Annotated in this window: 20 protein-coding genes, 1 tRNA gene and 1 pseudogene; 15 read left to right on the top strand and 7 right to left on the bottom strand. The window is 40.0% G+C overall.

Going from position 1 to position 20,903, the window contains the following annotated elements; translation table 11 throughout:
• Positions 1 to 70: 70 nt before the first annotated feature.
• Both V7L12_RS18715 and V7L12_RS18710 read left to right on the top strand, forming a co-directional pair.
• Positions 71 to 1,372 carry a sensor histidine kinase gene (locus tag V7L12_RS18715; RefSeq protein WP_335086455.1) on the top strand — a complete coding sequence of 434 codons (1,302 nt, stop codon included), beginning with the start codon at positions 71 to 73 and terminating at the stop codon, positions 1,370 to 1,372.
• Between the two features lie 98 nt (positions 1,373 to 1,470).
• Positions 1,471 to 1,812 (top strand): annotated as a pseudogene (locus V7L12_RS18710) (hypothetical protein); the annotation flags it as partial.
• Between the two features lie 96 nt (positions 1,813 to 1,908).
• Here V7L12_RS18710 and V7L12_RS18705 read toward each other — a convergent pair.
• Positions 1,909 to 2,304 carry a helix-turn-helix transcriptional regulator gene (locus V7L12_RS18705; protein ID WP_335086453.1) on the bottom strand — a complete coding sequence of 132 codons (396 nt, stop codon included), beginning with the start codon at positions 2,302 to 2,304 and terminating at the stop codon, positions 1,909 to 1,911.
• Here V7L12_RS18705 and V7L12_RS18700 point away from each other — a divergent pair.
• From V7L12_RS18700 to V7L12_RS18690, 3 genes are all read left to right on the top strand, one after another.
• The gene (locus tag V7L12_RS18700; protein ID WP_335086452.1) at positions 2,281 to 2,592 is read left to right on the top strand and encodes a hypothetical protein; all 312 of its coding nucleotides are present in this window, start codon (positions 2,281 to 2,283) and stop codon (positions 2,590 to 2,592) included. The two genes, V7L12_RS18705 and V7L12_RS18700, sit on opposite strands and share 24 nt — an antisense overlap.
• Positions 2,593 to 3,093: 501 nt before the next feature.
• Complete coding sequence (locus V7L12_RS18695; protein ID WP_335086450.1) at positions 3,094 to 7,080, top strand: magnesium chelatase subunit H; 3,987 nt, start codon at positions 3,094 to 3,096, stop codon at positions 7,078 to 7,080.
• A gap of 229 nt (positions 7,081 to 7,309) precedes the next feature.
• Positions 7,310 to 9,064 (top strand): AIPR family protein, encoded by a 1,755-nt coding sequence (locus tag V7L12_RS18690; protein WP_335086448.1) that lies wholly within the window; start codon positions 7,310 to 7,312, stop codon positions 9,062 to 9,064.
• Between the two features lie 61 nt (positions 9,065 to 9,125).
• On the opposite strand, the gene V7L12_RS18685 is transcribed toward V7L12_RS18690, so the two are convergent.
• Complete coding sequence (locus tag V7L12_RS18685; protein ID WP_335086446.1) at positions 9,126 to 9,308, bottom strand: hypothetical protein; 183 nt, start codon at positions 9,306 to 9,308, stop codon at positions 9,126 to 9,128.
• 15 nt (positions 9,309 to 9,323) lie between these two features.
• On the opposite strand from V7L12_RS18685, the gene V7L12_RS18680 reads away from it, so the two are divergent.
• The 6 genes from V7L12_RS18680 to V7L12_RS18655 all read left to right on the top strand — a co-directional run bounded on the left by V7L12_RS18680 (position 9,324) and on the right by V7L12_RS18655 (position 11,570).
• A complete protein-coding gene (locus V7L12_RS18680) occupies positions 9,324 to 9,548 on the top strand; it encodes an addiction module protein (protein WP_335086444.1) in 225 nt (74 codons plus the stop codon).
• A complete protein-coding gene (locus V7L12_RS18675; protein ID WP_335086442.1) occupies positions 9,545 to 9,841 on the top strand; it encodes a type II toxin-antitoxin system RelE/ParE family toxin in 297 nt (98 codons plus the stop codon). The genes V7L12_RS18680 and V7L12_RS18675 overlap by 4 nt, the downstream gene beginning before the upstream one ends.
• 145 nt (positions 9,842 to 9,986) lie before the next feature.
• The gene (locus V7L12_RS18670) at positions 9,987 to 10,121 is read left to right on the top strand and encodes a hypothetical protein (protein ID WP_335086440.1); all 135 of its coding nucleotides are present in this window, start codon (positions 9,987 to 9,989) and stop codon (positions 10,119 to 10,121) included.
• 29 nt (positions 10,122 to 10,150) lie between these two features.
• Positions 10,151 to 10,351: a hypothetical protein gene (locus V7L12_RS18665; protein WP_162399563.1), complete on the top strand. Its 201-nt coding sequence runs from the start codon at positions 10,151 to 10,153 to the stop codon at positions 10,349 to 10,351.
• Positions 10,351 to 10,611: a ParE family toxin-like protein gene (locus V7L12_RS18660; RefSeq protein WP_334926280.1), complete on the top strand. Its 261-nt coding sequence runs from the start codon at positions 10,351 to 10,353 to the stop codon at positions 10,609 to 10,611. Before V7L12_RS18665 ends, V7L12_RS18660 begins: the two co-directional genes overlap by 1 nt.
• Before the next feature lie 383 nt (positions 10,612 to 10,994).
• Complete coding sequence (locus tag V7L12_RS18655) at positions 10,995 to 11,570, top strand: Uma2 family endonuclease (RefSeq protein ID WP_335086437.1); 576 nt, start codon at positions 10,995 to 10,997, stop codon at positions 11,568 to 11,570.
• A 410-nt stretch (positions 11,571 to 11,980) separates the two neighbouring features.
• On the opposite strand, the gene murA is transcribed toward V7L12_RS18655, so the two are convergent.
• A complete protein-coding gene (murA, locus tag V7L12_RS18650) occupies positions 11,981 to 13,348 on the bottom strand; it encodes a UDP-N-acetylglucosamine 1-carboxyvinyltransferase (protein ID WP_334821686.1) in 1,368 nt (455 codons plus the stop codon).
• Positions 13,349 to 13,755: 407 nt separating this feature from the next.
• Here murA and V7L12_RS18645 point away from each other — a divergent pair.
• Positions 13,756 to 13,837: transfer RNA gene (locus V7L12_RS18645), tRNA-Leu, on the top strand.
• An 87-nt stretch (positions 13,838 to 13,924) separates the two neighbouring features.
• Positions 13,925 to 14,707, top strand: coding sequence for a TrmH family RNA methyltransferase (locus tag V7L12_RS18640; protein WP_335086435.1), 783 nt, complete (start codon positions 13,925 to 13,927; stop codon positions 14,705 to 14,707).
• 20 nt (positions 14,708 to 14,727) lie between these two features.
• Here V7L12_RS18640 and V7L12_RS18635 read toward each other — a convergent pair whose 3' ends face one another.
• Positions 14,728 to 15,090 carry a hypothetical protein gene (locus V7L12_RS18635; protein ID WP_335086433.1) on the bottom strand — a complete coding sequence of 121 codons (363 nt, stop codon included), beginning with the start codon at positions 15,088 to 15,090 and terminating at the stop codon, positions 14,728 to 14,730.
• A 410-nt stretch (positions 15,091 to 15,500) separates the two neighbouring features.
• Here V7L12_RS18635 and V7L12_RS18630 point away from each other — a divergent pair, with 410 nt between their 5' ends.
• The gene (locus tag V7L12_RS18630; protein WP_335086431.1) at positions 15,501 to 17,171 is read left to right on the top strand and encodes an ABC transporter ATP-binding protein; all 1,671 of its coding nucleotides are present in this window, start codon (positions 15,501 to 15,503) and stop codon (positions 17,169 to 17,171) included.
• Positions 17,172 to 17,198: 27 nt separating this feature from the next.
• Here the strand turns inward: V7L12_RS18630 and V7L12_RS18625 are convergent, their stop codons facing one another.
• Entirely contained in the window at positions 17,199 to 18,143 is a 945-nt protein-coding gene (locus V7L12_RS18625) for a hypothetical protein (protein ID WP_335086428.1), read from the bottom strand.
• A 661-nt stretch (positions 18,144 to 18,804) separates the two neighbouring features.
• On the opposite strand from V7L12_RS18625, the gene V7L12_RS18620 reads away from it, so the two are divergent.
• Complete coding sequence (locus V7L12_RS18620; protein ID WP_335086426.1) at positions 18,805 to 19,308, top strand: GNAT family N-acetyltransferase; 504 nt, start codon at positions 18,805 to 18,807, stop codon at positions 19,306 to 19,308.
• 29 nt (positions 19,309 to 19,337) lie between these two features.
• Here the strand turns inward: V7L12_RS18620 and V7L12_RS18615 are convergent, their stop codons facing one another.
• Both V7L12_RS18615 and nadC read right to left on the bottom strand, forming a co-directional pair.
• Positions 19,338 to 19,871, bottom strand: coding sequence for a hypothetical protein (locus V7L12_RS18615; protein WP_335086424.1), 534 nt, complete (start codon positions 19,869 to 19,871; stop codon positions 19,338 to 19,340).
• A gap of 160 nt (positions 19,872 to 20,031) precedes the next feature.
• Complete coding sequence (gene nadC, locus V7L12_RS18610; protein ID WP_335086468.1) at positions 20,032 to 20,898, bottom strand: carboxylating nicotinate-nucleotide diphosphorylase; 867 nt, start codon at positions 20,896 to 20,898, stop codon at positions 20,032 to 20,034.
• Positions 20,899 to 20,903: the final 5 nt, after the last annotated feature.

The following is a 20,903-nucleotide window of genomic DNA, read 5'->3' as shown; positions in this document are numbered from 1 at the left end:
GTGAATTTTCAGCGATCGCCTTTGGCATCTCGCAAATAAGTAACGTGAATCAATATAGGGTAGAAATATTATGACAGCAACGATAGGCGATCAAGAAAATTCCCTAAATAGCGAGCCTAGCAAAGGAATTATTTTAGTCGTTGACGATAACCCTGCCAACTTACAAGTTTTATCGAGCTTTTTGGATCAGTCTAGCTTTGAAGTTTGGGCAGCTCGCAGTGGTGAAAAAGCCATTCAGAGATTAGACAATGATAATTTACCTGATTTAATCTTGCTTGATATCATGATGCCGGGTATCGATGGGTTTGAAACTTGTAAATACCTAAAAAGTGATAGCAATCCTCGTGTCCAGGATATTCCAATCATTTTTATGACTGCTCTTTCAGATACTGCTGATAAGGTTAAAGGATTGCGATTAGGAGCCGTAGATTATATTACTAAACCTTTTCAGCATGAAGAGGTATTAGTGCGAATTGAGCATCAACTAAAGTTAAGAAATTTGACGAAAACCTTGACTGCCAAAAACGCCGAATTACAACGGACTCAAACCCAACTGATTCAAGCAGAAAAGGTAGCAACCTTGGGTCAAATGACAGCAGGAATTGCCCATGAAGTAAATAATCCCATCAATTTTATTGCTGGTAATTTAAATTTTATTGAACAGTATTTCCAAGAGATTGTTAATTTACTCGAACTATATCAAAAGTATCTGCCCGATCCACCAGATGAAATTCAAAATGCTATTAAAATAAAAGATATCAGTTATTTGTTAAATGATTTATCTAAAATTATTCAATCTATGCAACTAGGTACAGATCGCGTTACAGAAATTGTGTCATCGTTGAATAAGTTCTCTCGACACGGAGAAGCAGGTAAAAAACTGGCTAACCTGCATGAAGGTTTAGAAACTACGCTACTCATTCTTGGACATCGACTTAAAGCAAATGCTCATCGTCCAGGAATCCAAGTAATTAAAGAGTATGGAGAATTACCACTTGTTGAGTGCTATCCAGGCGAACTAAATCAGGTTTTTATGAATTTGATTGGTAATGGGATCGATGCAATTGAAGAAATCCAAAAAAAGCAATATTTTGATGAAAATTTTAGACATATTGGTATGATTTGGATTAAAACTGAAGTAATCAAAGAGCGAGTTATTCTCAGAATCGCAGACAATGGCTCAGGAATCAGCGAAGCAAACCGAACAAAGATATTCGATGCTTTCTACACTACAAAAGCCATCGGTAAAGGAACAGGTCTAGGTTTATCTATTGCTTACCAAATTGTAGTTAACAATCATTGCGGCAAGATAAGTTGCCATTCAACACAAGGAGAGGGTACAGAGTTTGTGATTGAATTACCTATCCGATAAATTAGAATCCCAAATCCTAAACTGCATTGGTATTCAGAAAGCACTTGCAATTGCTGAATTATCGGTTAAAAGCGCAACTAGGTCATTCAAATTAAGGGATCAGCTTTTTTTCAGGTGAAGATTTTACCGTCGCATCGGAGCTAGGCTTAAGTGGAGTATGTGATTTTTTAATTAGCTGCTCACCCGAACAAATATTTATTGAAGCTCCTGCGATCGTGATTATTGAAGCGAAAAAAGGTGATTTAAAACCTGGTTTAGGGTAATGTGCAGCAGAAATGATTGCCGCACAAAAATTTAATGAAACCAATAATATACCGATTAAAACAATTTATGGCAGCGTCAGCAGTGGTACGGCTTGGCGATTTTTAAAATTAGAAGGGCAAACATTGAGTATTGATTTGAATGATTATCCCGTTCCACCAGTGGAAATACTATTATGAATGTTGGTTTGGATGGTGCGGGAAGGTTGATACTTCGGCATTTCTATCCTGTTTGCTTATCAAGCATCGTCTGATTTAGGCAGAATATAAAAAATCCTAATTGCTTTTATGATTATCTAAATTCTTTAATTCATCTTCCAAAGAATCTAAATCTTGAAAAGTGGGAATTTTCATACTAATCAAAAATACTATTTGATTATTTTCAATATTTATATTAGTTACATTAACTACTGCTTTATCAGGCGATAAATCTAAACCAGGAACCTTTATTGACTGATTTTTATACCCTGCATCATCAAGCCATTCAGAAATATTTCGCCAATTTTCTAACTTTTCATCAGACTTATCCAACAGACTTTTTACATACCTGTATACGGTTGCACAGAGGTCAGTTTCTACACCCTTCCCATTTTTACCAAGTTTCTCAGCTATTTCAGCTGGACTACAGCCACTAAGCAAACCCCGCAAGTGTCGCTTTTCGACTGGTGTCAAACGCTTACCTTAGCAACAGAAGGAACAGGTGAAGTTGCTGCGGGACTTTTAGGTTTAGAGCTACTTAATCCTCTTGCTGGTTTAGGAGTTTTAGCATGGGATATCTGGGATCATTATCATACGGTTAAAGTAGAAAGACCAATTTTGAGAGAAAACCTTAGCAATTATTTGAATGAGGTAAAAGACTCATTGCTGAATGATAAAGAAAATGGAATTTTGTCTTCAGTGAATAAATTCCATGATGGAATTATAGATACTTTAAATAGCAAGCCAATATTAGCTAAATAAAAGTTGCTTGTTCGTAAGCAGATATCAAGTTTCTGTTGTTTGGTGTTGATGTTGATATAGCGGTTTTCAACTGAACTGTAATCTTTGATAATTTCTCAGTTTAACCCGAAAGAAACCCCACCTCTGTATCTATTTAGTATAATTTACGACTATATCATTTAAGTTTGTCTATGCTGACTAAATATATATTTTTTAGTCAGCATAGGCAAGTTTTGTTTTGTAAATGCAGTAAATCGTTAAATAGTTATTTAACTATAAATATATTTAAAGTGTAACAAAAAATTTACATAATTTGAGTAAATACTTTTAGATAAAGTCAACAATTACGAAGAAATATTTCGTTTTTTATATCGATTTGTGTCATATAGGGGATAAAATGCCTACTGGGTAAGCGTTTTCTGATAAAAAACAGATATTGCCTAAAGATCACAAGTTACCTGTGGCTGATGATGCCGCTAGGAACTTCCTTCAGAGAACACGCATCAAAGGAGCCGAAGAAGCATGTTCACACACGTCAAGTCCACCATTAGACACATTGCGCCTGATAACTTACGCGGACGGAATTTAATCAAGGTGGTCTATGTCGTGCTTGAGTCCCAGTACCAGAGTGCATTGTCGCAAGCGGTTCGCACAATTAACGCGAACAATCCTAACTTGGCGATTGAAATCAGCGGGTACTTGATTGAGGAACTCCGCGACCCAGAGAACTACGAAGAGTTTAAACGGGAAATTGAGAGTGCGAATATCTTCATTGCTTCCCTCATTTTCATCGAAGACTTAGCACAGAAAGTAGTAGCAGCAGTAGAACCACACCGCGATCGCCTGGACGTTTCCGTTGTCTTTCCCTCGATGCCAGAGGTAATGCGCCTAAGTAAAATGGGCAGCTTTTCCTTGGCACAGTTGGGTCAGTCAAAGAGTGCGATCGCCCAATTCATGCGGAAACGTAAAGAAAAATCAGGGGCGGGATTCCAAGATGGGATGCTGAAGCTTTTGCGAACGCTGCCGCAAGTGCTGAAGTTTCTCCCAATGGACAAGGCACAGGACGCTCGAAATTTCATGCTCAGTTTTCAGTATTGGCTAGGTGGTTCTCCAGAAAACCTGGAAAATTTCTTGCTGATGCTAGCTGATAAATACGTATTTAAAGGTTTAGAAAAACAAAATTTTGAACCTTCTACATATCAGCAGCCGGTGGTTTATCCTGATTTAGGGATTTGGCATCCTTTGGCTCCCAGTATGTTTGAAGATGTCAGAGAGTACCTTAATTGGTACACAGCTCGTAAAGATATCTCTATTGATCTTAAAGATCCCCTAGCTCCTTGTGTCGGATTAGTATTGCAACGCACTCACCTAGTTACAGGAGATGATGCCCATTATGTAGCTATGGTGCAAGAGTTGGAAGCATTAGGCGCACGGGTACTACCTGTATTTGCTGGTGGTTTGGATTTCTCCAAGCCAGTGGATGCCTACTTCTATGAACCAAATACTAATATACAGTTGGTAGATGCAGTGATATCGCTGACTGGTTTTGCTTTAGTGGGTGGCCCAGCCAGACAAGACCATCCCAAAGCAATTGAGTCACTCAAACGCTTAAACCGTCCTTATATGGTGGCGTTACCTCTAGTTTTCCAAACCACAGAAGAGTGGATGGATAGCGATTTAGGCTTACATCCGATTCAAGTAGCTTTGCAAATTGCGATTCCTGAATTGGATGGGGCAATTGAGCCGATAATATTATCGGGTAGGGATGGGACTACAGGGAAAGCGATCGCCCTACGCGATCGGGTTGAAGCTGTGGCTGAACGCGCCTTAAAATGGGCAAATCTGCGTCGCAAGCCAAAGCTTGATAAAAAAGTCGCCATCACTGTTTTCAGCTTCCCGCCAGATAAAGGCAATGTCGGAACCGCCGCTTACTTGGATGTATTCGGTTCCATCTACGAGGTGATGAAAGCACTGAAGAATAACGGCTACGACTTGCCAGAATTGCCAGAATCCGCCGAAGCGTTGATGCAAGAAGTCATCCATGACGCTCAAGCGCAGTACAACAGTCCAGAACTGAACATTGCTTACAAAATGTCGGTTCCTGAGTATGAGGCGCTGACCCCCTACTCTCAACGCTTAGAGGAAAACTGGGGCCCACCTCCCGGACATCTCAACAGCGACGGGCAAAATCTGCTGATTTATGGTAAGCAATTCGGTAATGTCTTCATCGGTGTTCAACCCACATTTGGTTACGAAGGCGACCCGATGCGGCTGTTGTTCTCTCGTTCAGCTAGTCCTCACCACGGTTTTGCTGCCTACTACACTTACCTAGAGCAAGTTTGGAAAGCTGATGCTGTACTGCACTTTGGTACACATGGTTCCTTGGAATTCATGCCAGGTAAACAGATGGGGATGTCTGGTGATTGTTATCCAGATAACTTGATTGGCTCAATTCCCAACCTGTATTACTACGCAGCAAATAATCCGAGTGAAGCAACAATTGCCAAGCGTCGGAGTTATGCCGAAACAATTTCCTACTTGACACCACCGGCAGAAAATGCTGGTTTGTATAAAGGTTTGAAGGAACTCAGCGAGTTAATTGCTTCTTACCAAACCTTAAAAGATAGTGGACGCGGTGTTTCCATTGTTAACAGCATCATGGATAAATGCCGGATCGTGAATCTGGATAAGGATATTCACCTGCCAGAAACCGATGCCAGAGACATGAGTCCCGATGAGCGGGATAATATTGTTGGCAACGTCTACCGCAAGTTGATGGAAATTGAGTCTCGGTTGTTGCCTTGTGGGTTGCACGTCATTGGTAAACCGCCAAGTGTAGAAGAAGCGATCGCAACTCTCGTCAACATTGCTAGTCTAGATCGTCAAGAAGAAGGACTTCAAGGCTTACCGGGAATTATCGCTAATAGCATTGGGCGTAACATTGACGATATTTACCAAAATAGTGATCGAGGCATTTTAGAAGATGTCCAGTTATTGCAAGATATCACCTTGGCAACCCGTGCAGCAGTTGGTGCCCTTGTCCAAGAGCAAATCGACGCTGAAGGGCGAGTTTCTCTAGTTTCCCGGTTGAATTTCTTTAACATGGGCAAAAAAGAGCCTTGGGTAGAAGCATTGCATAAAGCAGGTTATCCCAAAGTTGACACAGCCACACTCAAACCCCTATTTGAGTATTTGGAATTCTGCCTCCAGCAAGTTTGTGCCGACAACGAACTAGGAGCATTACTCAGAGGCTTAGAAGGCGAGTACATCCTACCCGGTCCTGGTGGTGATCCCATCCGCAACCCGGATGTATTACCCACGGGTAAGAATATCCATGCACTCGATCCCCAATCCATCCCCACAACAGCAGCAGTCCAATCAGCCAAAATCGTCGTAGACAGGCTTTTGGCACGTAACAAGGCAGAAAACGAAGGAAAATGGCCAGAAACCATCGCCTGTGTCCTCTGGGGAACCGATAACATCAAAACTTACGGCGAATCCCTAGCACAAATTATGTGGATGGTGGGCGTGCGTCCGGTTCCCGATGCCTTGGGACGCGTGAACAAATTGGAATTGATATCTCTAGAAGAGTTGGGACGCCCCAGAATTGACGTGGTAATCAACTGTTCTGGTGTATTCCGCGATTTGTTCATCAACCAAATGAACCTGCTAGATCAAGGCGTGAAGATGGCAGCTGAGGCAGATGAACCCTTAGAAATGAACTTTGTTCGCAAACATGCTTTGCAGCAAGCTGAGGATATGGGGATTAATCTGCGTCAAGCAGCAACGCGCGTCTTTTCCAACGCTTCTGGTTCCTACTCGTCAAATATCAACTTGGCGGTAGAAAACAGTACTTGGGATAGTGAAGCCGAGTTGCAGGACATGTATCTCAATCGGAAATCCTTCTCGTTTAATTCCGATAACCCCGGAATAATGGACGAATCCCGGCAGATTTTTGAAAGTACATTGAAAACTGCTGATGCAACTTTCCAAAATTTGGATTCTTCCGAGATTAGTTTGACTGACGTTTCTCATTACTTCGATTCAGATCCCACTAAGCTTGTGGCAAGTCTGCGGGGTGATGGTAAAAAACCAGCATCTTATATTGCAGATACAACCACAGCTAACGCTCAAGTGCGGACATTATCAGAAACGGTGCGGTTGGATGCGCGTACCAAATTGTTAAATCCTAAATGGTACGAGGGGATGCTGAATCATGGTTATGAAGGTGTGCGTGAACTCTCCAAACGATTGGTAAATACAATGGGTTGGAGTGCGACAGCCGGCGCTGTGGATAACTGGATTTACGAGGATACGAACGAAACCTTCATCAAAGATGAAGAAATGCAGAAACGGTTGCTGAACCTTAATCCCCATTCTTTCCGCAAGGTTGTATCAACTTTGTTGGAAGTGAATGGACGCGGTTATTGGGAGACTAGCGAGGATAATTTAGATCGTCTGCGCGAGTTGTACCAAGAAGTTGAAGACCGGATTGAAGGGATAGACTAGGTTATAAGCATTTAGAAATGCAAAATCAAAATGTAGAGATGTTATATCTAACGTCTCTACATTTTTATAGATTTTGACAGTAACACAACTTAAAACACTAAAAGATCCTAATAGTTGTGATTTATATCACAGCTATTTATAATTGCTTTGTGATAATAGTCACAGATAACTCATTTATTTACTGATTTCTACAATAAACACTATTTGTAATACAGTTAGGAAAAAATATATGGCTGGTAATGATAGCATAGTTCTCGATAATATTATCAAGCAAAAAATAAATAAAAGTGATAATACATTACCCGATGATGAATTCTTTGAAATATTTACTTTTGAACAAATATTGAAAAAATATGATCTTTCATATGACGAGTTAAATTATGGAAAAATAGGAGGAGGTGATGATGGTGGAATTGATGGTTTCTTCATTTTTATTAATAATGATTTTGTTAGTGAGGATATAGAATTAGACAATTTTAAGAAAAGTCCTTGGATACAACTATTCTTAATTCAATCAAAACGGTCTGATTCTTTTTCTGAGAAAGCTATTGAAAAACGGCTTTCAACTACAATGAATATTTTTGATTTAGAAAAAAATATTGATCAAATTCAAAAATATTATAATTCTGATTTAATTAATAAAATTACTTTTTTTCGTGAATTGTATCTTAATCTCGCATCACAACATCCTTCTATTGAAATAACATATGTATATGCAAGTAAAGGTGACGTATCAGCTATAAATCAAAAGGTACATAATCAGTCTGAAGTCTTAAAACAAAATACTGGTAGATATTTTTCTGGAGCAAAAGTTGATGTTAGCTTTGTTGGTGCGCGAGAACTAATAGATTCTTCTCGACTTGAAAAAAGCTATACTTTACAGTTAAAATTTATTGAGAATTACATTTCCAGAGGTGAAGATAACTACGTTATTTTAGCATCTTTGAAAGATTATTATAATTTCGTTACTTATGAGAACGATGAATTACGTAAATATATATTTGCGTTTAATGTTCGAGACTATCAGGGTAGTAATGTAGAGGTTAATAAAGATATAAAAGCCACTTTAGAGTCAAATGAAAAGCTAGATTTTTGGTGGCTCAATAATGGAATAACTATTTTATCTTCAAAAGCAAGTGTTGCTGGTAAAACAATTAGTCTAGATGATGTACAAGTTGTAAATGGTTTACAGACAACAAACACAATTTATCATTATATAAAGAATAAAGAAAATAATAACAATGGGCTGAATGAAGAAAGAGCTATTTTAATAAAAATAGTTGTTACAAATGATCCAGAAACTAGAGACCGTGTTATCAAAGCAACAAATTTTCAAACGCCTATTCCACCAGCTTCTTTAAAAGCTACAGATCCAATACAATTAGACATAGAAAATTTCTTTTTAAATCAAGAATGGTTTTATGACCGTCGAAAAAATTATTACAAGAACACAGGTAAACAACTTGATAGAATCATTAGTATTCCATACTTGGCTCAGTCGGTCATAGCAATAGTTTTCCATGAGCCAGATATTGCACGTTCAAGACCATCATCAATCCTTAAGAAAGACAACGATTACAAACGAGTTTTTAGTCAGAAAATTAGTCTTGAAATATATCTATTCTGTGCGAAAACTATGAAAAACTTGGAAAGTTATATTCGTAGTTTTATATCTAATAAAGCAAGTAACATAGTGATTAACAAGCAGTGGGATCATGCTTCACCAATTCGGATATTAATGTTTCATTTAGGTATGTTGCTAGTAGTAAAAACACTTCAGAAACGTGACTATAAGCCTAAAGATGTAGAGATACTTAAAGATATTGATTTTTCTAATGAATTTATTAGTAACACCTTGTCTGAGTTAATTCAGTTAACTCATAATTATGTCAAATCCAAAGCTCTGCCGATTAATATTGGTATCAAACAAAAGGATTTTGTTACATACATATTAGAAAATGTGGTATTGGATAATTTAAAATAAATTCGCTTAATACATATTAGTTGTCACAACAGGCGATGTCTAACGACAAGCCACTACGTGTCTACGCTTTGTTTTTGAGGTTTTCTCTAAGGCGATCGCACATTCTTCCAGGAGAGGCGATCGCATTGTTTTTGAGGTTTTCTGCAAGGCGATCGCTCTGTTGAGCAGTAAAACATATACAGCGTTCAATTGGATAAACAAAATCTTGTCCGCTATATTTAAGGTGTACCAGTTGCTTCCTCACTCCAAGTTAATCAGTATGGATATCACAGCTACTTTGAACGAAATCGCAACTCTCAGTGTTGAAGATAGAATCCGTATTGTACAGGCAATTTGGGATACTATCGCTGCGGAGCAAGTTTACCCTGATTTAACCGATGCACAAAAGCAAGAGCTTGATCGTCGAACTTCTGACTATAATTCAAATCCAAATAATCTGCTGACTTGGGAGGAAATCAAAGCATCAATTAAGAGGCAGCAATGAATTATGTCCTGGTATTTCGCCCAGAGGTTCGAGAAGAACTCAATGATGCACACAGTTGGTACGAGAGTCAGAAACCCGATCTGGGTGACGAGTTTTTAGACTGTGTAGACAAAACGGTAAATCGAATTTCTCAGATGCCAGAATCCTATGTAATTGTCTACGGTAATATTCGACGAGCAATAGTGCGGCGATTTCCCTATGCTGTATACTATCGGATTGTGTCGAGTCGAGTAATAGTGACAGCAATTTTTCATGGTCGCAGAGATCCAAAATCCTGGCAGACGCGAACCTAACACTATAATTACGAGCGATGTCTAACGACAAGCCGAAGAAGCGTCTACGCTTTGTTTTTGAGGTTTTCTCCAAGGTGATACCTTCGTGAGCTTCTCTACGAGACGCTGCACGAACGCTAACGCACTCACTCTTACACAAGCAGCGATGTCTAACGACAAGCCAAAGAAGCGTCTACGCTTTATTTTTGAGGTTTTTTGCAAGGCGATCGCTCTAACTCTTCCAGAACAGGCGATCGCTACATTAGTTACAACACAAGGAAAATCGCTAGGCAAGCTATAATTTATTCAAAGTGAAACTTATATCCCTTTATGTTAACGCTTGAGCAAATTGAGTCTGCCATTCTTCAACTGTCACCTGATGAGTATAAAAAACTCATAGAGTGGTTTGCTGATTTGGACTATCAACGCTGGGATAAGCAATTAGAGAAAGACATTGCTGATGGAAAATTGGAAGCTTTAGCACAGGAAGCGATCGCTGAATTCAAGGCGGGTCACTGTCGGGAAATCTGATGCACTATACAACGCGACGTTTCTGGCAATGTTACAATGCTCTGCCTGAAAATGTGCAACAGACTGCCGATCAATGCTATGAGTTACTGAAAACAGATTCGTCGCATTTATCACTCCATTTCAAAAAGATTGGCAACAAGTATTGGTCAGTTCGAGCAGGACTAAATTACCGAGCTTTAGGTGTCGAGGTAGAAGGTGGAATTTCGTGGTTTTGGATCGGTACACATGCAGAATATGACAAGTTGATCGATAAGTTGTAACTCTGCATAACAAACCCTTTTATTGCCAAATTTTTGGCTGAGGGGTAGAAAGTGAGTTTGTCTTGTCTATAACAGGCGATGTCTAACGACAAGCCTCTGCGTGTCTACGCTTTGTTTTTGAGATTTTCTGAAAGGCGTAGGTGTAGCCCGTCGTAGACATCACTCATCTTTTTATACAGACGCTCTGCTACAGTGCAATCATAGAGTCAGCGATCGCTTTTGGAAATGTGGAGAGGTGCGTTAGCGTAGCTCACCGTAGGTATCGCCCATAGTGGTATTGTGCATTAGGTATCACTAGAAGCAAGGAAAATAGATGAAGAGGATAGAATAGTTTGTAGGCTAGGCATGTTTCCTGGTTTAATCTTTGCATCTGGAATATCATCATGAATGCTTTAACGGTCAACCTTCAATCAGTATTGGAACTGACAGATGAGCAGTTTTTTAATCTATGTCAGGCAAACCGTGACTTGAAGTTTGAACGCACTGCAACCGGAGAATTAATTATCATGCCACCAACCGGGGGAGAAACCGGAAATCGTAATGGTAGACTAAATCAACAATTATTTAATTGGTCAGATACCGATTTGACTGGCATCGCTTTTGATTCTTCTACTTGTTTTAAATTACTTAATGGTGCAGATCGTTCACCTGATGCTTCTTGGATAAAGTTAGAACGATGGGATGCCTTAACTGAAGAAGAAAAACAAAAGTTTCCCCCCATTTGTCCTGATTTTGTAATTGAGTTACTTTCGCCAAGTGATAGTTTGAAAGTTGCTCAGGAAAAGATGAGGGAATACATAGATAATGGTGTGCGTTTGGGTTGGTTAATTAATCGTAAATCGCGGCAAGTGGAGATTTATCGGCAAAACCAAGAGGTTGAGGTGTTGGAATCGCCTGTTACTTTGTCAGGAGAAGATGTTTTACAGGGATTTATTTTAAGCCTTGAGGCGATTTGGTAACTGAATAACCAATGTATTACAAACCAATAAAAGTAATTAATAAAATAGTATGAGTATTATACCCAAGGGGATAAGTATAATTTATGGGGACTTTAAATACAAAAAGACCAGCCTCCCACAGCTGGTCTAAAAAATGTTTTTGCGTTGTCTTCTCAAAAGAGTTAAAACCAAATTGCGCGTTCCCAAAATGCAACAGGCAACTTTTCTTAACAATATTGTAACAGCCAACACAGATTTTTCCAGAATATTCATCAAAAAAAGATATGGGCAAAGCTTAAAAGCCTCTATCTATCAGGAGAATTCAAAAGATCGCAAGGTATACATGGGAGAGATAAAGGCAGAAAAGGGAGAAGATTTTACCTTGTCTCCCTTATTCTTCTTATCCCCGCATCAGTCTCAACCGATCAATTTCAACTTGACAGGCTACTGATGCTGGGAGCGATTTCTGCATCTGTTGATGTTTCGCCTACGCGGAGGATTTTAGCCCCCAATTGCTGCAACTTCACATCAAGTCGATCGTAGCCGCGATCAAGGTGCTGTAAACCCTGAATTGTGGTTTGTCCTTCTGCTGCTAGTCCTGCGATGACTAACGCTGCCGATGCTCGTAAGTCTGTACCTAATACTGGTGCGCCAGATAATTTTGGTACTCCCCGAACGAAAGCAGCATTGCCTTTGACACGAATATCTGCCCCCAAACGATTCAACTCTGAGGCATGACGCAAGCGATTTTCAAAGACGGATTCGTTAATTACGCTGTCGCCTTCTGCCACTGCCAGCAAAGCCATGAATGGCGCTTGCATATCTGTGGGAAAACCTGGATGGTATTGAGTTTCAATATCCGTTGCCTTAAGGGTTTCCGCTGGCAGAATGTGTAAGTGATCGGGCTTTTCATCAATTATTGTCACTCCAATATCCCGCAGCTTGGCAATTACTGGGATGAGATGTTCTGGAGCCACTGGCGAGAGAATAAGTTCTGAGCGGGTAATTGCTGCTGCCAGCAAAAACGTCCCAGCCTCAATGCGATCGGGAATAATGCTGTAGTCAACAGAATGCAACTTGGGGACTCCTTCGATAATAATCCTACTAGTCCCCGCGCCCTTAATCTTCGCTCCCATCGCGTTACAGAAGTTAGCTAGATCAACTACTTCCGGTTCTCTGGCAGCATTTTCGATGATCGTTTCGCCCTCTGCTAGGGTAGCTGCCATCATTAAGTTTTCCGTCGCTCCAACGCTGGCAATGTCTAAGTAAATCTTCGCACCTTTTAATCTCCGGCTGCTGCCAGGGACGTAGGCATTACAAATGCCATGCTCAATTTGTACTTCCGCTCCCATTGCTTGCAGTCCTCGAACATGCAAGTCAACTGGTCTTGCCCCAATCGCACAACCGCCTGGTAAGGGCATCTGTGCTACTCCCAGTCTTGCCAGAATGGCTCCAATGGCGAAAAAACTCGCCCTCAACTGGGTAACTAATTCGTAGGGAGCTTTTGATGTTTTAATCTCGCTGGCGTTGATATCTAAAATGTCACCTTGTCGTGTTAATTGCACACCCAAAGCTGATAACACCTGACCCATCCGCTCTACGTCCGCTAATAAAGGGACATTACGGATACGACAATCGCCCGGACACAGCAAGGCTCCAGCCATAATTACCAGTGCTGAATTTTTTGCCCCGCTAATTTTCACATGACCCCGCAAAGGATGCCCACCCCAAATTTGCAAGACTGAGGAGTCTGCTTCTGGAGCAATTTTGGCATCTGGTAAGCTGGTAGAAGGATTAATAAGCCTACCTCCAAAAGTAATACGTATTTTATATGTTTGAAGTTGGTTTTGATTCTACAGTAAAGATTCAAAATGTCCACGTTTTAAAGCACTGTTTTGTATAAAAAAAATTGTTTTTTGGGTGAAAATGCAGGCTGAAAAGAAGCAGTAGCAAGCTTTTTGAGCTTTTTAAAAAATTAAAAAAAAGAATGAATAAGTAGTAATTTTAAGCAAAAATAAATACTCAGTAAAATAACTTAAGTGTTATCTAAAAATCAATGCTGTACTGTTCAGTTAATATTTTGATTCGACCTTGTGCCTGAAAAACTCGTTTCCAGTTAGAGACTTTTAACGGGGCGTTATGCTTTTACTTGACAAAGGTAAAACATAACGCAATAATAAGAAATTGTCGATAAGTACAAATGCCAGCGGAACTGGCGGAATTGGCAGACGCGCTAGATTCAGGTTCTAGTGCCGCAAGGCTTCCGGGTTCAAGTCCCGGGTTCCGCATACTATCTAAGTTAGAAGTCAAGAGTTATGAGTTGAAAGACAATTAAATTAACTCCTAACTATTAATTTCTAACTCCTAACTTTTTGATGTTGACCAGTTTACAAAATTCTCTAGTTAAGCAAATTCGCAAGCTGCACTCCACCAAGGAGCGGCACAAGCAGCAGTTATTTTTACTAGAAGGGACGCACCTGTTAGAAGAAGCTTGTGCGGTCAATTACCCACTAGAAACAGTGTGTTGTACCCCAGGTTGGCAAGTAGCCCATCCTTCGCTGTGGGAAGAAGCTTGTAGCCGATGCGATCGCGCCGAAATTGTCAGTAGAGAAGTTTTGGATGCGATCGCTACCACAGTTCAACCGGATGGTGTGGTGGCAACAGCAAAACGAAGCAAACGCCAAACTCAACTACCATTTACTGGTTTAGTGCTAGCTTTAGAGACGATACAAGATCCCGGCAACCTGGGTACAACGATCCGCACCGCCGCCGCCGCTGGAGCATCAGGGTTGTGGGTCAGTGGAGATAGTGTAGATTTAGATAGTCCTAAAGTTCTACGTGCTTCCGCAGGGCAATGGTTTCGCCTAGCAACAGCCGTTACCGAAGATTTAAAAACGACAGTCCAACAAAGTCAGCAGGCAGGAATGCAGGTAGTGGCAACCTTACCCGATGCGACTTTAACTTATTGGGAAGTGGACTGGCGAAAACCCAGTATGATTTTACTGGGAAATGAAGGTGCTGGATTATCGGCAGATTTAGCAGCGATCGCAGATCAGCAAGTCAGAATTCCTTTGAGTCCTGGGGTGGAATCTTTGAATGTGGCGATCGCAGCCGCTTTAATGCTGTACGAAGCTCAACGGCAATTGATTTGTCAGTAATGAATTTTAACTTTTTACCCCTATTTGGTTTTTGTTATTTCTTCGAGATATTGTTCAATATCAGCAACTGCGTCCTCAAGAGCCGCTAAATCAATATCTATCAAGTCTTGATCGAGTTCGACTTCAGTGAAAGCACTAGTATGCAATTGGGGGATCTCTTCTTCCTCAGTCGAACTTTCTTGTAAGATATCCTCAAACTGTTCGAGGGATTCTTGAAACACTTGATCGGCAGCGCGCCGCTGTTCTGGCTGATTTTGCTCCATAATATTAGCTTGAAAATCCTGATTTACTGACTTAATTCTGATTCTAGTTCCTACAGATTTAAATTTTGCACTTATAACATCATAGTTGTGTGCTGTATCAACTTTAGCAGTGGTTATCAAGAATATCGATAGCTGTCTCCAATTAAGAGGAGGCAGGAGGCAGAAGGTAGTCCCGATGAAAAAATTTTTTCATCACCATGCATGTAAGTAGTTCTGATCTGTTCTCTGTTCCCTGTTCCCTGCTTACAAGTCAGGAGGAAAGAATTATAATTGATTACTTTAGTTGTGGGTCATTATCCTGTTTAAAAAGAAGATATGGTACGAGTATCAAGTGCCGTGAGATACAAACTAAGTCCAATGCTTTTAAACATAGGTTACTCATTGTCTCCTGAACGCGATCGCTACGGGTACACTAAATCAAGTTTGGCTAGGTTTAGGTAAGTTTTATAAAACAGGTCTAATAGTTAATTTGATAGACTATCCTAAATTTGAAATTATAAAAACTGGTAGCTCAGGGCTGATAACTAACTATGAGTGAAGCCTTATTCTGTATCGAAAATCTGCGAGTTGCCTATCCTGGGCGCAGTGGAGAAGAAGCAAGCTGGGCAGTTGATGATGTATCTTTCACCTTGAAACCAGGTGAAAGAATGGGATTGGTGGGAGAGTCGGGTTGTGGTAAATCAACTATCGGACGGGCAGTAATGCGTTTACTACCAGCTTCTAGCCGTATTGAGGGACAGGTGATATTTCAAGGACAGTCGGTATTTAACTTGACACCTAACCACTTGCGGAAATTTCGAGGAGAGGCGATCGCCTTAATTTTTCAAGATCCCATGACACGCCTCGATCCGCTGATGACGATTGGTAAGCATTGTATCGAAACCCTCCAGGCGCACTCACCACAATTATCAACGCGCCAAGCCAAAGAAAAAGCACTTGCTACCTTGGCAAAGGTGAATATTCCGGTTAGTCGTTGGAATCAGTATCCTCATGAGTTTAGCGGTGGAATGCGCCAACGGGTAGCGATCGCTTTAGCTTTACTCCTCAACCCTAAGTTTATTGTTGCTGACGAACCCACCACCAGTTTAGATGTCACCGTTTCCGCGCAGATATTGCAAGAATTAACTCGCCTGTGCGGTGAAGAAAACATGGGATTGCTGCTAATATCTCATGATTTAGCAATGGTGGCTGAGTATTGCGATCGCATTGGCGTAATGTACAACGGTAAGATGGTCGAAATGGGTTCTACAGAAACCGTATTTAAGCAACCTCAACATGAATACACGCGATCGCTCTTAAAAGCAGCTTTACACATTCAAGCAGTAACTGATAGTGGAGAATTGATAATTGCCAATGACGAAGAAAAGCAATTACCGATTATTAATCAGCAATCTCCAATTTTGAGCGTTACAGAACTTAAGCAACACTATACTATAGAACCTAACTTTATCGAACGACTGCTTAACACACAAGCGCAGACAATTAAAGCAGTAGATGGGATCAACCTGGATATTTATTCAGGAGAAATTCTTGGCTTAGTCGGGGAATCAGGTTGTGGCAAAAGTACACTATCACGAACAATATTGCAACTAATTCGTCCTACTAGTGGCAAAGTTGAATTTTTAGGACAGGATTTAACTAAACTATCGCGTCAAGAAATTCGTTCCTCGCGGCGACAAATACAAATGGTCTTTCAAGATCCTCATGCTTGTCTCAATCCAGCCATGACAGTGGGACAAAGTATTGCAGATCCTTTATTTATCCACAATTTAGCCAATCCTGCCAAAGCAAAAGAAGAGGTTTTGTGGATGCTAAATAAAGTTGGGTTAACACCGCCAGAAGTGTATTATGAGCGTTATCCGTCGGATTTGTCTGGTGGACAACAACAACGAGTAGCGATCGCTCGTGCTTTGATTACTCATCCGAAACTCTTAATTTGCGATGAACCTGTGAGTATGTTAGACGCCAGCGTGCAGTCGCAAGTGCTAGATTTGATGTTGCAATTAAAGGAAGAGTTTGAGTTAACTTATCTATTCATCACTCACGATCTTTGGTTAGCTAGATTTTTGTGCGATCGCATTGCCGTAATGAATGGCGGTAAAATTGTCGAACTCGGTCTTACAAAAAATATTTTTGCTAATCCTCAGCACCCTTATACCAAAACCTTACTAGCTGCTGCTCCGTTACTAGCACGCGCTTAACTATCAGGAGTTATGAGTTTAAAATTCCTAACTCTCTTCTCTTCCCTCAAGTAATTTAGTTGCTTCTACACTCGAACCATATAGCTCAACAAATCTTTTAAACAACAACGCAGTCTCGTGATTTGAAGTTTTACTTAAATTGAATAAACGCCCTATATTTTGATCAGCTAAAGCTCTTAAATACGGCAAATCTTCAAATAGGGTCAAGCAAGAAGCAAAATGCAATATTATTTGTAATAATGGCTTTGGCCACTCTAAGTCACTATAAATATCTATAAACAACTGATGTTCTGAGTCATTTAACGGAAAAGCATAAAATATAACAATTATCCTTTTGTTATTGTAGACTGGAATACTCAGTTCAACAGTGTAAGGGGTATGTAATATCAAATCCACCTCTACAATAGGTTGTCGCCAAATTCTCAAAGGATTAGCTGGCGAGTCTAATATTGTTTGGAATTTAATTATTCCACCACTATTTGTGGGCTGAAAGTGGCTAATTTGAAAAATTTTCAGGTTATTAAGGCTAAACTTATGAACTGTTTCTAAATGTTTTAAGTTCAATAGATGATAAATTTGACAAATATAAGGAAACGGTAAAATATACTCCTGACTAATCATGTGGAGCTTTTTTACTTGAAGCTTGTTAGCTTGAGTCCGATCGAGATATTCTTGATATTGGCTGGGATCTAAATCATTGCTATTGAAACTTTCTTCTGGCTTTAGATATAGCCAACTCACAAAAAAGAAAGAGGCTGTAAATAGCTGAAATATTTCTAGAGGAGACAAATAACCATCGGCAAATGCAGCTATGCTTCTATCAGTTATCCCAAAAAGCCAAGATGGAATACCAAAAAGCCAAATATTACTTTTGATTTGATCTATAAAAAGTGCTATCTCAACAACTTGTGAAATATTACTATTTTGATTGGTACTAAATTTATCATTAATCTTCAAACAATAAATAGACATATTACTTTTACTTGAGCTTAATTAATCTTTATATTAACTTTAAAGACTAAAATATGGTATTAACCTCTGTCTTTAGCTATATATATAATTTGTCTTTATTAAAGCAAACTTAAAATCAGTTTTTACTAAGATAGCTACAAAGTACAATTTAGTGTTGTGTATAATCCTAAAATATTTATCTATTCATTCCTGATGGAATTATTTGTAATCTCATCTGTTAAAAGAATGAAAGTTTTATTCTCTGATGTAAAACTTGAAGCCAAAAGCGGTATATAAATATTCAGAGGAAAAAGTTGATTTTTCCTGACATGATAAATTTATCTATTTATCTAGGATAAATATTGAAACTTTCAATTCCCCTGAGATACTGAATGATACTTTAGGAATAAAAAGTTAAAACTAATAAGTTATAAAGCTTTTCTGTTCAAGAAAATACATTAGGTAGGGTGTTATAATTTTGCTCTAGTTATAACAGCTATGGTGACTTTGATAGTGGCGTATTGCATACTTGCTAGTAGGGTTAACCATTATGTTATCTAAGGTAGACAATTCCTACCTGGCAAAGTATTTGTGACAATTAGGAGAGAAACCGTAGAATTGCTACTGTTAACACTGTATTATTTTTGAATATTTTCTGAAGATTTTTTCCGAGACGGTAGCAATGACCATTCGCCATGCGACTGAAACTGACTTGCCAGCAATTGTGGCAATTTACAATGCTGCAATTCCTAGCCGCATGGCAACTGCTGACTTAGAACCAGTATCCGTCGAAAGTCGCCTTGCTTGGTTTAGGGGGCGATCGCCTTCACAACGCCCACTTTGGGTAATCGAAGTAGAAGGAGTAATTGCTGGATGGCTTAGTTTCCAATCCTTTTATGGGCGACCCGCCTATAGTAAGACTGCCGAAATTAGTATTTATATCTCCCCTAGCTTTCATCGGTGTGGCTTGGGACGTCAACTCTTAGCACAAGCAATTAGCGAAAGTCCTAATTTGGGTTTAAAGAGCCTAGTATGCTTCATTTTTGCCCACAATCAGCCCAGTTTAAAACTCTTTGAAACGTTTGGTTTTGAACGCTGGGGACATTTGCCTAACATTGCCGAACTTGACAGTGTTGAACGGGACTTAGTGATCATGGGACTGCGAATTAGTAAACCTGTTGTTTAAGGCGATCGCACATTTTTTGTCTGCTACGGCTAATTTTTAGAGTTGTTTCCTAGTCTTCTCTCTTCATACTGAGTAGCTATAGCTTGATCGTATACCCTTTCTCTAGCCCAATGTTCGCAGTTGTAACTCAGTAAATTCCAGAGAGGATCTTTTGCACTGAGGATTTTTTCTCTCGACTTTTGAATACGCGCCTCAATTTGAATGTTTGAAGCTTTTTCAGGATGTTCTTTTTCAGGGCGTTCTTTAAACAGCCAGTCTGGTGTGTAGCAAGCTAAATGAACATATCCGATTCCCACCCTGACAATTTTACCTTCTGGCCTCACCGTCTCACCTGTGAAAAAGTGTGCAACCCTGTAACCATTTGGGGTTGCTCTAACAACCCCATAGTATTCGTAATCTCTATCCTTCTCATCCTTACACAGGTACACAACTAAATCATTGGGACGTATTACATTGCCTTTCTTGTCAGAAATATCAGGCTCTCTATCCAGAAGTATTATTAGCTGTGAAAGTCGTGCTAATTGGGTATCTATAATTTTCAGCAAAGGGTCTGACCACTTCAAGTTGTAATCATTGACACATTTTTAGATTTATTGATATTTCTCTATTATCTAGTTCTGATGTTTTTGCAATCTGTGAACTGCTTGTAAATGCGAATCAGTGTTAACCGTATCAAAATTACTATCAAACTCTATCTCTAGAATTTCAGCAATAGCTTGACATTTAAAGTACAATCCTCATACTCAAATCCAACCATTTCGATTGAGTAATCGGCGCACTGCTAGAAATATAGTCAACACCCGTTTTTGCCACAGCGCAAATCGTTTCCAAAGTCACATTCCCCGAAGCTTCAATTTTCACCTGGCTATCCTGCTGGCGAATTAACTGTACCGCCTGACCCATCATATCCAAAGACATATTGTCCAACATAATAGTGTCAGCCTTGTGTTTCAAAGCTTCCTTCACCTGCTCTAAACTTTCCGTCTCAACCTCTATAGTCAAGGGATAAGGAATCTGAGAACGAATACGCCTAACAGCTTCTCCAATTCCCCCAGCCGCCGCAATGTGATTATCCTTAATCATCACCGCATCATCCAACCCCATGCGGTGATTAATCGCCCCACCCAAAGCAGTCGCGTACTTTTCCAACAGTCTCAGCCCTGGTGTAGTTTTGCGCGTATCCACTAACTGAGTAGGTAAATCAGCAATTTTCTCTACATAAATATTAGTCAACGTAGCAATCCCACTCAACCGCATAGCCAAATTGAGCGCCACCCGTTCCCCCATCAGCAGGGCATCCAGCGAACCATGAATTTCAGCTACTACCTGTCCCGGCTCACACCATGCACCTTCAGCCACAACCGCCACAAATCTGACCTTCTCATTCAAAATCTGAAACACCCTAGCTGCAACTGGTAAGCCAGCAATTATCCCTGAGGCTTTAGCGATCCATTTAGCAGAGCCTAGCGTCACATCTTCTACTAGAAGCGTATTTGTAGTGCGATCGCCCCTGCCAATATCCTCTAACAACCAGGCACGCAACAGTGGATCTAAAACCAGCCAGGGAGGCAAAACACCAGAATTGCTCACAACTT

It is taken from the genome of Nostoc sp., from assembly GCF_036918245.1.
Lineage (GTDB): Bacteria > Cyanobacteriota > Cyanobacteriia > Cyanobacteriales > Nostocaceae > Nostoc.
This window is presented reverse-complemented; position numbering and strand designations above follow the sequence as displayed.

Bases quoted from the DNA above. Each gene is read 5' to 3' on its own strand.
- V7L12_RS18715 (WP_335086455.1), top strand. From the start codon at position 71: ATGACAGCAACGATAGGCGATCAAGAAAATTCCCTAAATAGCGAGCCT.
- V7L12_RS18695 (WP_335086450.1), top strand. From the start codon at position 3,094: ATGTTCACACACGTCAAGTCCACCATTAGACACATTGCGCCTGATAAC.
- V7L12_RS18690 (WP_335086448.1), top strand. From the start codon at position 7,310: ATGGCTGGTAATGATAGCATAGTTCTCGATAATATTATCAAGCAAAAA.
- V7L12_RS18680 (WP_335086444.1), top strand. From the start codon at position 9,324: ATGGATATCACAGCTACTTTGAACGAAATCGCAACTCTCAGTGTTGAA.
- V7L12_RS18675 (WP_335086442.1), top strand. From the start codon at position 9,545: ATGAATTATGTCCTGGTATTTCGCCCAGAGGTTCGAGAAGAACTCAAT.
- V7L12_RS18670 (WP_335086440.1), top strand. From the start codon at position 9,987: ATGTCTAACGACAAGCCAAAGAAGCGTCTACGCTTTATTTTTGAGGTT.
- V7L12_RS18665 (WP_162399563.1), top strand. From the start codon at position 10,151: ATGTTAACGCTTGAGCAAATTGAGTCTGCCATTCTTCAACTGTCACCT.
- V7L12_RS18660 (WP_334926280.1), top strand. From the start codon at position 10,351: ATGCACTATACAACGCGACGTTTCTGGCAATGTTACAATGCTCTGCCT.
- V7L12_RS18655 (WP_335086437.1), top strand. From the start codon at position 10,995: ATGAATGCTTTAACGGTCAACCTTCAATCAGTATTGGAACTGACAGAT.
- V7L12_RS18640 (WP_335086435.1), top strand. From the start codon at position 13,925: ATGTTGACCAGTTTACAAAATTCTCTAGTTAAGCAAATTCGCAAGCTG.
- V7L12_RS18630 (WP_335086431.1), top strand. From the start codon at position 15,501: ATGAGTGAAGCCTTATTCTGTATCGAAAATCTGCGAGTTGCCTATCCT.
- V7L12_RS18625 (WP_335086428.1), bottom strand. From the start codon at position 18,143: ATGTCTATTTATTGTTTGAAGATTAATGATAAATTTAGTACCAATCAA.
- V7L12_RS18620 (WP_335086426.1), top strand. From the start codon at position 18,805: ATGACCATTCGCCATGCGACTGAAACTGACTTGCCAGCAATTGTGGCA.